This window comes from Mucilaginibacter gotjawali, assembly GCF_002355435.1.
Classification (GTDB): domain Bacteria; phylum Bacteroidota; class Bacteroidia; order Sphingobacteriales; family Sphingobacteriaceae; genus Mucilaginibacter; species Mucilaginibacter gotjawali.
Genome location: NZ_AP017313.1, coordinates 1481635 through 1495650, shown reverse-complemented (window position 1 = coordinate 1495650; position 14016 = coordinate 1481635). Strand labels below are relative to the sequence as shown.

Below are 14016 nucleotides of genomic sequence, written 5' to 3'. Positions count from 1 at the left end.
TGGGGGTTGAATTAAGGGCTACAAAGCGGTAGCCCCGATGGGGCAAGTGCTCTTTTAGACAAAAACTTTAATTAAATTAACTAATTCCGATCCCGATAGCTATCGGGACGAACATCCGAAATCAAAGATTTCCCCTTACTTCCTGTTCCCTTTCAATCGCCTCAAACAAAGCTTTAAAATTACCTGCGCCGAATGATTTGGCGCCTTTGCGCTGGATGATCTCAAAAAATAAGGTTGGCCTGTCTTCTACCGGTTTGGTAAAGATCTGCAGCAGGTAGCCTTCATCATCCCTGTCCACCAGAATACCGAGGCGTTTTAAAGGCTCCAGGTCCTCATCAATATGGCCAACACGGTCAAGCAGTTCATCGTAATAGCTGGTAGGCACGGTTAAAAACTCAATGCCGCGGTTTTGCAGCTCGGTTACCGTTTCAACAATATTATGGGTGGCCAGGGCAAGGTGCTGCACACCTTCATCTTCATAAAACTCCAGGTATTCTTCTATCTGGCTTTTCTTTTTGCCTTCTGCCGGTTCATTTATCGGAAACTTCACAAAGCCGTTGCCATTGCTCATTACCTTGCTCATCAGGGCCGAGTATTCGGTACTGATCATTTTATCATCAAAGGTTAAAATGTTTTTAAAGCCCATTACCTCCTCGTAAAAATTCACCCATTCGTTCATTTTATGCCAGCCTACATTGCCAACACAATGGTCGATATATTCTAACCCGGTTGAGGTTGGATTATAGGTCGATTCATGTTTTTGATATCCCGGCAGGAAAATACCTTTATAGTTTTTACGCTCCACAAAAAGGTGAACGGTTTCGCCATAAAGCTTAATGCCGCTCATCCTCACTTCGCCGTTTTCATCCTTTAAAGTTTGCGGCTGCATGTAAGGTTTGGCGCCGCGACTGGTGGTTTGCTCAAAAGCATCATAAGCGTCGTCAACAGATAATGCCAAAACCTTTACCCCGTCGCCATGCTTTTTGATATGCTCCGCGATAGGATGGTCAGAATGCATGGGGGTAGTTAATACCAGCCGGATCTTCCCCTGTTGTAATACATACGATGATCTGTCGCGCACCCCTGTTTCAGGCCCTGCATAAGCCAAATCGCTAAAGCCAAAGGCGGTTTTATAGTAGTAAGCAGCCTGCTTGGCATTGCCCACATAAAATTCAACATGATCGGTACCGTTCAACGGTAAAAAATCAGCTGTATTGGTTGGTTTTTCTATGGTTAATGTTTCCATTTGTTTCTTTGTTGAAGTGTTTTAAAGTTGGAATGTTGTAATGTTATTGCGTGGTTGGATTTTTATAGTTGACAGGCTAACTTTTCAACATTCCAACCTTACAACAGATTCTCACATCCAGCTCTTATAATAATCCCCGTCTTCAATTTTTACCGCGTCTTCAGTCAGCATCAGCGGACGGAAAGGGTCTATCATTACGGCCAGTTCGTCGGTTGATTCTTTGCCTATCGACTTCTCCACTGTTCCCGGGTGCGGCCCGTGCGGAATACCTCCTGGGTGCAGGGTGATCTGTCCTTTTACCACGCTTTTTCGGCTCATAAAGTCGCCATCAACATAATAAAGCACCTCGTCGCTATCCACATTGCTGTGGTTGTATGGGGCGGGGATAGAGAGCGGATGGTAATCGTACTTGCGCGGTACAAAGGAGCAGATGACAAAGTTATGCCCCTCAAAAGTCTGGTGTACCGGCGGCGGCTGGTGCAGGCGGCCTGTTATCGGCTCGAAATCATGGATCGAAAATGCCCAGGGATAATGAAAGCCGTCCCAGCCAATAAAATCAAAAGGATGAGTGCCGTAGATGTAGGGATAGATTAAACCTTGTTTTTTGATCAGCACTTTAAAATCGCCTTTCTCGTCATGGGTTTCCAGGTTGGTCGGGCGTTTAATATCGCGCTCGCAATATGGCGATTGCTCCGTAAGCTGTCCGTAAGCATTGGTATAGCGTTTGGGCACGCGGATCGGGCTAAAGCTTTCCACAATAAACAGGCGGTTATCGGGTGTGTCAAATTCCACCTGGTAGATGGTGCCACGTGGGATCACCAGGTAATCGCCATAAGCAAATTTAATATGGCCATAGCCGGTTTTCAGCGTGCCCGAGCCGACATGGATAAATACCACCTCGTCCGCCTGGCTGTTTTTGTAGAAATAATCCGTCATGGATTTACGCGGGGCAGCCAGTGAGATCTGCAGGTCGCTGTTAACCAGTACTGGTTTTCTGCTTTTTAAGTAATCGTCTTCCGGTTCAATTTTAAAACCGATCAGGCTGGTATGTTTCAGGTGTTTTTCGCGGGCTATCTTCGGTTCTACCGAATAAGGTTCACCCAGTTCTTTTACCAGCGTTGGCGGGTAAACATGGTACACCAGCGAGTACAGGCTGGAGAAACCTTCAGTTGATACCAGCTCCTCGGCATATAAACTACCATCGGGCTTACGGAACTGCGTATGCCGCTTTGGCGGGATAGCTCCTAAAGTATGATAAACAGGCATGTGGTTTATGTTTTTGTTGGAATGTTTTAATGTTGTAAAGTTGGAATGTTGAAGAAGTCATCAACCCAAACAATTCAGTACAAAATATTTAACAAGCAGAAAGGTTGAATAGTTTTAAGCCAGATATTGTATTAACATTACAACCTTCCAACATTACAACCTTTCAACTGTCTTCAACAAATTAGTATTGCGCCAAAACGATCTTAGCGAGCACAGCATCCCTGAAAGAAGAAGCATCACTCATGGAAGTGAGGCCCAGGGAAAATAGAAAATGCTTTTGTATGCTCATAAATTGGATAAGCAAAGGTAGTTGTATTATATGTTAATTGCAAGGGGAGGTTGATTGAGTTGATTAGGTTAATTGAGTGAGTGGTTGATTGGGTTGGGGAGTCCGAAAGTCGGGAAAGTCAGGAAGTCCGAAAGTAGCTTCAGTCGGCTGGAGCCATAAAAACAACATTACAACTTTCCAACATTACAACTTTTCAACAACTAACCCAAAAATAACGTTACAACTTTCCAACATTACAACCTTTCAACAATAAATCAACTAAAAAAAACATAAGTTTGAAAAACCAATAATACAAACCCATGAAATTAGTATCCTACAAAACCGAAGACCGTGAGCATTTGGGTGTTTACGTAAAAGGCCATATTTATAACCTTAACTCCTGCGATAAGCTGCTCCCCGATAATATGAATGAGTTTTTATGGGGAGGGGATGAGCTGATGGAACGCGCGCACCGTATTAATGAGGCCATCGCTTCGGGCAAGCTGGAGGCTAAGGAAGAATTGTTTTTTGAGATGCTGGCGCCCGTGCCGCACCCCACCTCGTGCCGTGACGGCTACGCTTTCAGGCAGCATGTGGAATCGGCCCGCCGAAACCGCAAAGCGCCAATGATCCCGGAGTTCGACCAATACCCTATTTTTTATTTCACCAACCATAACGCCATACAGGGCATCGGCGAAATTGAGTGTATGCCTGATCATTTCGAAAAACTTGATTTTGAGCTGGAAGTAGCTGTGGTATTGAATAAAAAGGCCCGTAACATTAAGGCGGTGGATGCCGATAGCCTTATTGCAGGCTATATGATCATGAATGATATGAGCGCCCGCACCCTGCAAATGGAAGAAATGCTGCTGAACCTGGGCCCGGCAAAAGGCAAGGATTTTAGTACCGTGATAGGCCCATGGCTGGTAACACCGGACGAGTTGGAAAAATACAAAACAGCGCCAAAAGCCGGGCATACCGGTAATGCCTATAATCTGGAAATGAAGTGTGCAGTAAACGGTATAGACGTATCAAAAGGCAATATGGCTGATATGGACTGGACCTTTGCCGAAATTATTGAACGCGCGGCTTACGGCTGCGATGTACTGCCAGGTGACGTAATAGGCTCCGGAACAGTAGGTACCGGCTGCTTCCTCGAGCTTAACGGCACCGGCCTGCTCAGCGACCCCAATTATCAACCCCAATGGCTAAAAGACGGCGACCTGGTAGAGATGGAAGTAACCGGTTTGGGTATGCTGGGCAATATCATTAAAAAAGCTAAAAGCGATTTTTCAATTTTAGGTTTGAAGAAAAAATAAAAAGTCGCTCATTGCGAGGAACGAAGCAATCTCTACACATGCTGATCAATAGATGGAGTTAATCGTAGCCTATCAACCGCATGCCGTAAATTACTGCGCATTTGTGTAGTTGAATGTCCTGTGTAGAGATTGCTTCGTTCCTCGCAACAGCGCGTAGGGATAATATCATGTTAACTATAAAACTATCCGATCTTTCGCCGGTTCAAATTCAAAGCTACCTGAACACCGCCATTGGCCCGAGGCCGATATGTTTTGCGTCAACTGTGGATAGAGAAGGCAATATCAACCTGAGCCCGTTCAGTTATTTTAATTTGTTTAGTGTAAACCCGCCCGTTTGTGTGTTTTCGCCATCGCGCAGGGTGCGGGATAATACCACCAAGCATACGCTGGAAAATCTGCGCGAAGTGCCTGAATGTACCATCAACATCGTAAATTATGATATGGTTCAGCAGGTATCATTAGCAAGTGTTGAGTACGAAAAAGGGGTGAATGAGTTTATTAAAGCAGGCTTTACCATGCTGCCGTCTGAGCTGGTAAAACCGCCCAGGGTTGCTGAATCGCCGGTGCAACTGGAGTGTGTGGTGAAGGATATTATTAGTTTGGGCGATGGCGCAGGCGCAGGTAACCTGGTAATTGCCGAAATTAAGCTGATGCACATTAACGAAGCCGTGCTGGATTCCAATAACAATATCGACCAGCTAAAAATGCAGCATGTGGCCCGCCTGGGTGGCGACTGGTATTGCCGCGTAACCCCCGATAATCTATTTATAGTAGCCAAACCCAATAAAAACATAGGTATTGGGGTTGATGCTATTCCATTTGCTGTCCGCAATTCAAAAATATTATCCGGCAATAACCTCGGCCAGTTGGGTAATGTGGAAGTATTGCCAAATGATGAAGAGATTGACGCTTATGCCCAATCGCCCGAAATTAAGGAACTGCTGGATGCTACCATCGGCGATAGCCAAACCCGCGAAGTGCAGCTGCATTTTAAGGCCAAAGAGTTACTGGATGCCGGCAGGGTAGCGGAGGCCTGGAAAGTGTTATTGATTGTCTGAACCATTGATTGAGTTGATTTTTTTGATTAAGCTGATAAAACATTTCAACTTTACAACCTTACAACATTACAACAATTCTAATTCCTGCAGGTTGTGTTTCAACTCTTCTGCCGATGTAAAGTGGATCGATTTGATGCCCATCTTTTCGGCCGCTAAAATATTGCGGTAATTGTCGTCAATAAATAAAGCTTCTTCTGGTTTTACCTGGTAACGGTCGATTAGTATTTGGTAAAATGCAGGCGTGGGCTTACGCATCTTCTCGGTACCTGATACCACGATGCCATCAAACCAGTTTAAAAAGTCATACCGCGCCTGCGCCACCGGAAACGTCTCTGCCGACCAGTTGGTAAGGGCGTATATTTTATAGCGGTTGCTTTGTTTAAGCTGTTTAAAGATCTCCACGGTGCCATGTAAGGGATCGCCCAGCATTTCATCCCAGCGGGAATAAAACGCCCGGATATTACCCTCATGCTCCGGAAACTGTTTTACCAGTATATCAGTTCCTTCCTGCAAGGGGCGGCCTGCATCCTGTTCCTCGTTCCAATCAGAACTTGTCACGTTGGTCAGGAAGTTTTTCATTTCTTCCTCATCTGCAAAAATCTTACGGTAAAGGTAATCCGGGTTCCAGTCAATTAGTACCGCGCCAAGGTCGAAGATGATGGTGTTGATCATAGGGGGCAAATATAGTAAAAAGAGGAAAGCGGGAACCTGCCGGTACCCCAACGGGAAGATTACTTCGTGTTGATCCAATTGCACCTACTATCCATAACAGAACGAACGGCAAACAAACAACCCGTTATCCCATCCCCCTGGTAATTACCTTACCCATAAATATTCCTCTCCAAAAACCCGTTCCTGAACTTGCCGTGCGGATCAAAAGCGGCTACCAGCTTTTTAAAGTCGTGCAATTTGGGGTAGCGGGCCTCCAGAATTTTGGGCGCCAGGGTAAAAACTTTGCCCCAGTGCGGTCGGGGATTAAAAGGGGCCAGGGCCTGTTCAATCTGCGGCAGCAGTGCCAGTACGGCTTCGGTTTCCTGCTTCCAGGTAAAATGGATGGTTACCGAGGTTTGGTGGCGGCAGGGGCTCATCCACAGGTCGTCGGCCGCAATGGTGCGGATCTCGGTGATAAATAAATGAGGGCCTATTTGTTTGCCCAGTTTGGCAACGGCTTCAATAGCTGCTACGGCGTGGTGCAGGGGCACAAAATATTCGGCCTGCAGTTCTTTACCGCTGCTGGGGGTAAAGCCCATTTTAAAGTGCGGCAGCCGCTCAAACCAGGGGCCGGGCACGCCCATCTGTTCGGTACAGTTTTCGGCGCCGAGAGCGATAATGGGGTGCAGGTTTTTGGTGGCGGCTTTGGCGCCGTAGAATTCGGGCTGATCGGGCAGGGTGTCGGTACCGATGCGGCTCTTTATCCAGACTTCGTTAATGAGGTCGGTTTGCCAGTCGTAAAACAAACTCACGCTATACCCGGCGGACATGATCTTTTCAAAATTCTCCTTCACCTGTGCCATGGGCAGGCCGGTAAATACGCGCTGGCTCACCATAAAGGTGGGTTGTATGGCCAAAGTAACCTTGGTAATAATGCCCAAGGCGCCCAGGCCCACCACGGCGGCGTTCAGCTTTTCGCGATCGGCGGCTTTGCTGAAGTGTACGATGCTGCCATCGGCGATCACCAGTTCCAGCCCGGTTACTGCGCTGCTCAAATTCCCGTTCCTGATCCCCGACCCATGCGTAGCCGTAGTAATGGAGCCCCCCACCGAAATATGCGGCAGCGAGGCCAGGTTGTGCAGGGCATAGCCCTTTTGGTGCAGGTAAGGGGCCAGTTCGCCATATTTAATACCGGCCTCAACGGTTACTGTATTTTCGGCAGTGTTAAGGGACACCACCTGGTTCATTTTACTGGTAGAGAGCAGGTTGTCGCGGCTGTCGGCAATGGTGTTGAAGCAATGCCGGGTGCCGAGAGCCTTTATTTTGGTATGCGCTTTTACCAGTTGCTGTACTTCGGCCACGGTAGTGGGGTAAAATACGTTACCGGTGCTGTAGGTAAGGTTGCCGGCCCAGTTTTTTAGCCTGTCCTGCTGCGCGAAGGAGTAGTAGGGGGATATTAAAGGTGCTGCCATAAAGGTGCCGCTTAATTTGATAAATGTTTTTCTCTTCATGGGTTGTTATTGGTTGTAACAAGGTAGGGATATTTTGGGGGAAATTTCGAAGCAATTTTCTTACTGCTGCGGGGTGGTTAGCAGGGTTAATAGTACTTTGAGCATTTTTGGTTTTTTCTGAACCGCTGACCGCTCGCCGCAGGGGGGCTGTTTATTTTACTATGAGCATTTTTTTATTCACTCTTAACCGCTGCCCGCTCAATTGCCGCGGGGGCTGTTACTTTTGGCTTGATCCAAAAGTAACCAAAAGATCAAGACAGAAAAAAGCTTCAGCGCTGCAGGCCAGACTCCCCGGCCCGCTTTTCTGTCAGGCCTTTGCCCGCTTTTGATTTTGGTTAAATTCTAAACACTTCCTTTATCCTGAAATGAAAAAATCACAGGATTGTGTCCCAGGTCAGCAGATAAGCTTCGGGAGAAAGCCGGAAAAACTGCCGGCCTGTGAAGTGGGTTGGGGCATAGCAAATTTTTGCATTACAGGGTAATAAAGCGACAGGGTAGCCCCGCAAAAAGATTGCAGCCCCGGCAGTTTTTCCGGCTTTGCGCGCCAAAGGCCTTGGCGGCAAAGAAGCCTATCTGCTGACACGGTTTTGGTTACTTTTGCCAAGACAAAAGTAACTAGGCCCCCGCGGCCATGAGCGGGCAGCGGCTAAGAGGGAAAGATCCTGCTAAGTTGAGGAACAAGGGCCATGCGCACAAAGCCCCCCCTGCGGCAATCGAGCGAATAAAAAAGGGCCAGCCATCCGGCTAACCCTTTTCCCTATTTTAGTCACTTAAAACTAATTAATCACTGTATACCGGGTAATCGGTATACCCTTTTTCATCAGCCGAATAAAACAAATCCATTTTTAAATCAGCAGATAATGGTTTTTCGGCTTCAAAACGTTCAACCAAATCGGGATTATTAATAAACGGACGACCAAACCCTATCATATCACCCAACCCGCTTTGCAAGTCGGCTTCAGCGTGCGCAAGGTCATAGCCACCGGCCAGGATAATGGTATTGGTGAAAGTATGGCGGATAGTTTGTTTAATAGCCAAAGGCACTGCAGGCGCACCCATTGCTGAATGATCTACCACGTGGATATAAGCGATGCCGATATTATTGAGCTGCCTTGCCAGGTACTGGTAAGTAGCGTCGATCTCGGGGTAATGCGGCATATCGCTGGCCACACCGTAAGGCGACAAACGGATGCCTGTTTTATCCGCGCCGATGGCTGCGGCTACTTCGGTTGCTACTTCAACTACAAACCGGGCGCGGTTTTCGATACTGCCACCATAATTATCTTCACGCACATTGCTGAATGGCGACAGGAATTGCTCTAACAAGTAACCGTTCGCGCCATGCAGTTCAACACCGTCGAAACCAGCTTCGATAGCGTTTTTGGCGGCGGCAACAAACTCAGCTTTGGTGGATACTATTTCTTCGGCGGTCATCGCTTTTGGCGTACCCATGTCCTGCATTTGCTGGCTGTCGGTCCACATCTGGCCGGCTGCTTTTACAGCTGAGGGACCAAGCAGTACTGCTCCTTCGGGCAAATTTGCGGGGTGACCGATACGGCCTGAGTGCATAAACTGGATAACGATCTTGCCGCCTTTAGCATGCACGGCCGAGGTTACTTTTTTCCATCCTTCCACTTGTTCCTGGCTAAAAATACCGGGGATGCGGGCATAACCCAAACCGTTTGGCGAAGGGGATGTACCTTCGGTAATGATCAATCCGGCGCCGGCGCGCTGGCCATAGTATTCGGCCATCAGGTCGTTTGGCACATTGCCGATGGCGCGGCAACGGGTCATCGGCGACATAACGATGCGGTTTTTTACTGCTATACTCCCCACTTTTGTTGGGGTGAATAATTTGTAGGCTTCCATATTTTTCTGTTTGTAATTTTAGTGTTTGCGGTAGTAAAAGTATAACAAATAATTTAGTAAACCCGGTTGACTTTTAAATATGACAGACGTATGAAAGATATTCAAAAACATTATAAATAAATGGCTTGTTTTTGAAAAGACTATAAGGCGCTTTTTTTGAATATAAGCCTTACCTGTCTGATTCAACAACCACATTACTGGCTCAAAAAACAGCTAACATAATTTCCAGGGGTTATTTAATATTTTTTTTATAAAATTTTCAGTTTACAACCACAGATCGCCATCAATCAATTATCTTTTATCGAAATATTTATAATATTTATCTTAATTTGCAATTAAAATTAAAATTTTATTAATTTTTTTAGTGATTTATTCGTTTTTATACAAAAACACTTCATAAATTACGATTTTTAAAAGTAACTGGTTTATTTTATACAATTATTTATGCAGGAATCAGCTTATTTTGATAAATACAGCCCTATTAGCGGGGTTTGGGACGAAATGTACGGGCAAAATGCGCTCGTTCGCGACCATTACCGCAAGGTAATTGAGTATATTTCCGGAGAATCGGCGGATGACCTTAACAAAAAGGAAGAATTGGCCAAGCGGCTGTTTATGAGCCAGGGCATTACCTTCACCGTTTATAACAGCGGCGAGGGAATCGAAAAGATCTTTCCTTTTGACATCATCCCCCGTATCATTACCGGCGATGAATGGGCATTTGTAGAGAAAGGCATTAAACAACGCCTTACCGCGCTTAACCTTTTTTTAAAGGATGTTTACAACAACCAGTTCATTATTAAGGATGGCATTGTACCGATAGACATTATTTACTCCTGCCCGCATTTCCTGCGCGAAATGTACCAGCTGCAGGTGCCCTATGATATTTATGTACACATTTCGGGCATCGACCTGATCCGCGATCATGATGGTACTTTTTATGTTTTGGAGGATAACCTGCGCACTCCTTCGGGTGTAAGTTATATGCTGGAGAACCGGGAGATCACCAAACGCCTCTTCCCCGATCTGCTGCCTAAATGCAACGTTCGCAGCGTAACCGGGTATCCAACCATTTTATATAAAAACCTGCTGGCTTTGTCGCCGCGGCAGATCAATAACCCTACCATTGTACTGTTAACGCCGGGTATTTATAATTCAGCCTATTTTGAGCACACTACCCTTGCCCGCCTGATGGGCGTTGAATTGGTGGAGGGCCGCGACCTGGTGGTGAACAACCATAAGGTTTATATGAAAACAACCACCGGCCTGCAACAGGTGGATGTGATCTATCGCCGGGTGGACGATGAATATCTTGATCCGCTGGTATTTAACCCCGGCAGTATGCTGGGTGTAGCCGGCCTGATGGGCGCTTACCGTAAAGGGAATGTGGCCATTGTTAATGCGATAGGTACCGGCGTAGCCGATGATAAAGCAGTTTATGTATACGTACCGGATATGATCCGCTATTACCTGAACGAAGAACCGATTCTGAAAAACGTACCCACCCACCAGCTGGGCAACCCGGACGAAAGGGCGTTGGTGTTTAAAAACATCAATAACATGGTGATCAAAAAAACCAATGGCAGCGGCGGGTATGGGATGCTGATGGGCCATGCGGCCACCGAAAAGGAGATTGAAGATTATAAACTGGAGGTATTAAAAGACCCGCGCAACTTTATTGCGCAGCCAACTATCAGCCTGTCGGCCGCGCCCTGCTACATGCAGGGCGAACTAAAACCGCGCCGTGTCGACCTTAGGCCCTATGCCTTGTATGGCCCTTCGGGGATCGAGATCGTGCCGGGCGGATTAACGCGCGTAGCGCTGAAAGAAGGCTCCCTTGTGGTAAACAGCTCGCAGGGTGGCGGCAGTAAGGATACGTGGGTATTAGCTTAGTGTGCAGTGTGCAGTTTGCAGTAAACAAAATCCAAAATAAAACATAAAATCCGAAATCGAAATTCCGAAATCCGAAATAAAAAATCGTAAATCGTAATTCATAAATCGTAATTCAACTAATGTTAAGTAGAGTAGCCGCAAGTTTTTATTGGTTAAGCCGTTACATTGAGCGTAGCGACGGCATGTTGCGTATGCTCAAAATTAATTATGCCTCATCGCAGGATGCAATGCAGGAATTTACCTGGGAGCCGGTGATCAGGATCTTTGCCGGATCAGGCGAGGAAGAGACAGAGAAACTGGAAAACAACAGCCGTGCCGTATTAAAATATATGGTGATCGGTAAGGATAATCCGAATTCTATTGTAAATATCATCACCCTTGCCCGCGAAAATGCAAGAGGTGTACAAGAGCATATCCCGAAAGATCTCTGGCAATGCTTAAACGAGTATTACCACACGGTGAAAGAACCCCGGCTGGAGCGGGCCTTGCAGCGCGAGGACCCTATAGGCACGCTGGATGTATTGATTAAACAGGTAATGCTTTACTACGGTACCGCGGAGATTACCATGGAGCGGGGTGAAGGCCGCAGCTTTATGAATATTGGCAAATATTTGGAGCGGGCGATTCAATCAGTGGATATCCTCGATACTAAATTCGGCTCCATTGATGACAATCCCGACCTGTTGACCGATACCAGTTACTGGAAACACCTGCTGCAATCACTGGGTGGTTATGAGCTGTACCTTAAAACTTACCGCGAAGGTTTTGAATCGTCAAACATATTGGAACAAGTGGTTTTAAATAATGATTTCCCGCGGTCGGTGATCTATTCGGTAAATAATATCCAGCGTTATTTTGACAGGCTGAAAGACGACAGCAACCTTGAGGATTACCGCGAAATGTCGTTCCAGATAGGCCGCCTGCAAAGCCGCATCAAATACAGTTCGGTACGCACCATCGAAGAAGAAGGCCTGCACCTGTTTTTAACGCAGATAAGGAAAGAACTTTATGGAATAGGTAATTCGCTTAATGAACATTATTTTGCAAATTCATAGGAAGTCCGAAAGTCCGGAAAGTCGGAAAAGTCCGAAAGAGGAATTAATCGGTGAAATCCCCGATCAAAAATCAATAATTCACTAACTCACTAATTCACATCTAAAGAAATGCCCGAATTTGAGATCCAACACATCACCCGATATATTTACGAAAGCCCCGTACGCGACAGTGCCAACCAGATCATCCTGTTTCCGATTAAGGACGCATACCAGGAAGTAATCAAACAGGAACTTACCATCACCGGAAACCCGCATGTGGATACCCATATTGATTATTATGGCAACGAAGTAGGCAGTTTTACCTATAGTGAACCGCATATGGCACTCATCATCAATTCAAAAATATGGGTGGCAACCAAACACCGCGAACTGCCGGTTAACGATATTTTCCCCGACCAGCAATGGGAGGACCTGAAACGGTTGCAGTTTGTAGTACCGTATATTGATTTTTTAAAACAGGAATATTTTGTCGGGCTGGATGAATTGCGCGCAATTGTTAACCATGAGAAACTAAACGAATACGCACCCTACCAGGTAGTATTACGCTTTTGCGAGTATGTTTATCAAAACTTTGAATATATAAAGGGCGTAACTACTGTTGATACCACGCTGGACGAAATTTGGAAGTTAAAAGCCGGCGTGTGCCAGGATTTTGCGCACATCCTGATGGAAATGCTGCGCATGGTGCATATCCCTGCCCGTTATGTAAGTGGCTATATCTGCACCAGCAAGAGTACAGGTTTACGGGGTATTGGCGCTACCCATGCCTGGGCCGAAGCGTATATCCCGGACTATGGCTGGCTCGGTATCGACCCTACCAATAACTGCATCGCTAACGAAACTCATGTGCGCCTGGCCGTTGGCCGTAATTTTTCAGATTGTTCGCCTGTTAAAGGCGTATACAAAGGGTCATCAAACCATAAACTGGAGGTTGCGGTATCGGTAGACGATGAAAATGTATTAAGCAATTCCGACATCCAGATCAACGAAGCGCATATCACCAACATCATTTCCGAAACGCCTAAAAACAGCTATCAGCGTTATATGGAGATCATGCAACAACAACAACAGCAGTGAGTAAGTTGATTGAGTTGGATTGAGTTGGATTAAGTTGATCGGATTGAAAAACATCCATGGACCATGGAGTATGGTCTATCGGCTCACTTCAAGCCTGCCGCTGCCCAAAAAACCAGGTATCCTTTTTTCCCTTTGCTGATCTTTATCCCTTTGAGTTTTCTTTTGGGGTCGGGAATCAATTTAAGCAGGTCGATATTATGGTGATCTTTCTCAGTCATTTGGTTGTCGGGACCCCATTTAGCCAAGTTATGCGCCAGGTAACAAAAGTTTTTATCGTTTAACGGGATGTCCTGGTAATAATCGGGCAACAGGACATTCTTAACTATGCTGCCATCGGTATAAATTAAAGTAATTTTAAGCGCCGAGGAACCTTCGGCACTGGTCAGCGCCAGGAAAATAGCTTTGTATTTTGCCTTTGGAACCGAAAATTGGGCGGTACTAATTCCCGCCATACTGCACGCCTGGTTGTCAGTGCTATATTCGCTTGAATAATGAAGTTGTATTGCGGGATGGAAATGATTTGCGGGGAACAGCGCGTCATCCGGGAGCGCATGGGCGGTATCCTGTTTGTTAAACAGCGCAGCTGATTTTGTGCAATAACCATCAGCCTGCCCCCCGCCATCAATGCCGATCGTCCAGCCGACTAAACTGTTGTCTAAAAATGTAGTTATAGGGCTTGCGTTCAAAACAGGGGAAATATCAAACTGGATTACATCTCCTTTTTTAGGCTGACTTGAACTTGTAAGGCTTAGAAAAACAGAAACTGTCAAAAAAGCTATAAAAATAGTTTTCATATAATAACA

The 14016-nt window shown here is 46.1% G+C and carries 11 protein-coding genes; 5 read left to right on the top strand and 6 right to left on the bottom strand.

Going from position 1 to position 14016, the window contains the following annotated elements:
- Positions 1 to 121: 121 nt before the first annotated feature.
- Together hppD and MgSA37_RS06870 are read right to left on the bottom strand one after the other, a co-directional pair.
- Positions 122 to 1246 (bottom strand): 4-hydroxyphenylpyruvate dioxygenase, encoded by a 1125-nt coding sequence (gene hppD, locus MgSA37_RS06875; protein WP_096350693.1) that lies wholly within the window; start codon positions 1244 to 1246, stop codon positions 122 to 124.
- Between the two features lie 111 nt (positions 1247 to 1357).
- Positions 1358 to 2512 (bottom strand): homogentisate 1,2-dioxygenase, encoded by a 1155-nt coding sequence (locus MgSA37_RS06870; protein ID WP_096350691.1) that lies wholly within the window; start codon positions 2510 to 2512, stop codon positions 1358 to 1360.
- A 588-nt stretch (positions 2513 to 3100) separates the two neighbouring features.
- On the opposite strand from MgSA37_RS06870, the gene MgSA37_RS06865 reads away from it, so the two are divergent.
- Both MgSA37_RS06865 and MgSA37_RS06860 read left to right on the top strand, forming a co-directional pair.
- Positions 3101 to 4099: a fumarylacetoacetate hydrolase family protein gene (locus MgSA37_RS06865; RefSeq protein WP_096350689.1), complete on the top strand. Its 999-nt coding sequence runs from the start codon at positions 3101 to 3103 to the stop codon at positions 4097 to 4099.
- A 167-nt stretch (positions 4100 to 4266) separates the two neighbouring features.
- Positions 4267 to 5157, top strand: coding sequence for a flavin reductase (locus MgSA37_RS06860; RefSeq protein ID WP_096350687.1), 891 nt, complete (start codon positions 4267 to 4269; stop codon positions 5155 to 5157).
- 66 nt (positions 5158 to 5223) lie between these two features.
- Here the strand turns inward: MgSA37_RS06860 and MgSA37_RS06855 are convergent, their stop codons facing one another.
- The 3 genes from MgSA37_RS06855 to MgSA37_RS06835 all read right to left on the bottom strand — a co-directional run bounded on the left by MgSA37_RS06855 (position 5224) and on the right by MgSA37_RS06835 (position 9188).
- Positions 5224 to 5829, bottom strand: coding sequence for an HAD family hydrolase (locus MgSA37_RS06855; RefSeq protein WP_096350685.1), 606 nt, complete (start codon positions 5827 to 5829; stop codon positions 5224 to 5226).
- Between the two features lie 149 nt (positions 5830 to 5978).
- The gene (locus tag MgSA37_RS06850; RefSeq protein ID WP_096350684.1) at positions 5979 to 7319 is read right to left on the bottom strand and encodes an FAD-binding protein; all 1341 of its coding nucleotides are present in this window, start codon (positions 7317 to 7319) and stop codon (positions 5979 to 5981) included.
- Positions 7320 to 8099: 780 nt separating this feature from the next.
- Positions 8100 to 9188, bottom strand: a complete 1089-nt coding sequence (locus tag MgSA37_RS06835; RefSeq protein WP_096350679.1) for an alkene reductase — start codon at positions 9186 to 9188, stop codon at positions 8100 to 8102.
- Positions 9189 to 9632: 444 nt separating this feature from the next.
- Here MgSA37_RS06835 and MgSA37_RS06830 point away from each other — a divergent pair, with 444 nt between their 5' ends.
- The 3 genes from MgSA37_RS06830 (at position 9633) to MgSA37_RS06820 (ending at position 13213) form a co-directional block, all read left to right on the top strand.
- Positions 9633 to 11081, top strand: a complete 1449-nt coding sequence (locus tag MgSA37_RS06830) for a circularly permuted type 2 ATP-grasp protein (protein ID WP_096350678.1) — start codon at positions 9633 to 9635, stop codon at positions 11079 to 11081.
- A gap of 119 nt (positions 11082 to 11200) precedes the next feature.
- Positions 11201 to 12136, top strand: coding sequence for an alpha-E domain-containing protein (locus MgSA37_RS06825; protein ID WP_096350676.1), 936 nt, complete (start codon positions 11201 to 11203; stop codon positions 12134 to 12136).
- Between the two features lie 108 nt (positions 12137 to 12244).
- On the top strand, positions 12245 to 13213 hold the full coding sequence (locus tag MgSA37_RS06820) for a transglutaminase family protein (protein ID WP_096350674.1): 969 nt from the start codon (positions 12245 to 12247) through the stop codon (positions 13211 to 13213).
- 83 nt (positions 13214 to 13296) lie between these two features.
- Here MgSA37_RS06820 and MgSA37_RS06815 read toward each other — a convergent pair whose 3' ends face one another.
- Positions 13297 to 14007, bottom strand: a complete 711-nt coding sequence (locus MgSA37_RS06815) for a hypothetical protein (RefSeq protein WP_096350672.1) — start codon at positions 14005 to 14007, stop codon at positions 13297 to 13299.
- Positions 14008 to 14016 lie beyond the last annotated feature (9 nt).

What these genes read in the sequence shown, in the direction of transcription:
- hppD (WP_096350693.1), bottom strand. Translation starts at nt 1,246, where the DNA reads ATGGAAACATTAACCATAGAAAAACCAACCAATACAGCTGATTTTTTA.
- MgSA37_RS06870 (WP_096350691.1), bottom strand. Translation starts at nt 2,512, where the DNA reads ATGCCTGTTTATCATACTTTAGGAGCTATCCCGCCAAAGCGGCATACG.
- MgSA37_RS06815 (WP_096350672.1), bottom strand. Translation starts at nt 14,007, where the DNA reads ATGAAAACTATTTTTATAGCTTTTTTGACAGTTTCTGTTTTTCTAAGC.
- MgSA37_RS06830 (WP_096350678.1), top strand. Translation starts at nt 9,633, where the DNA reads ATGCAGGAATCAGCTTATTTTGATAAATACAGCCCTATTAGCGGGGTT.
- MgSA37_RS06865 (WP_096350689.1), top strand. Translation starts at nt 3,101, where the DNA reads ATGAAATTAGTATCCTACAAAACCGAAGACCGTGAGCATTTGGGTGTT.
- MgSA37_RS06825 (WP_096350676.1), top strand. Translation starts at nt 11,201, where the DNA reads ATGTTAAGTAGAGTAGCCGCAAGTTTTTATTGGTTAAGCCGTTACATT.
- MgSA37_RS06855 (WP_096350685.1), bottom strand. Translation starts at nt 5,829, where the DNA reads ATGATCAACACCATCATCTTCGACCTTGGCGCGGTACTAATTGACTGG.
- MgSA37_RS06820 (WP_096350674.1), top strand. Translation starts at nt 12,245, where the DNA reads ATGCCCGAATTTGAGATCCAACACATCACCCGATATATTTACGAAAGC.
- MgSA37_RS06835 (WP_096350679.1), bottom strand. Translation starts at nt 9,188, where the DNA reads ATGGAAGCCTACAAATTATTCACCCCAACAAAAGTGGGGAGTATAGCA.
- MgSA37_RS06860 (WP_096350687.1), top strand. Translation starts at nt 4,267, where the DNA reads ATGTTAACTATAAAACTATCCGATCTTTCGCCGGTTCAAATTCAAAGC.
- MgSA37_RS06850 (WP_096350684.1), bottom strand. Translation starts at nt 7,319, where the DNA reads ATGAAGAGAAAAACATTTATCAAATTAAGCGGCACCTTTATGGCAGCA.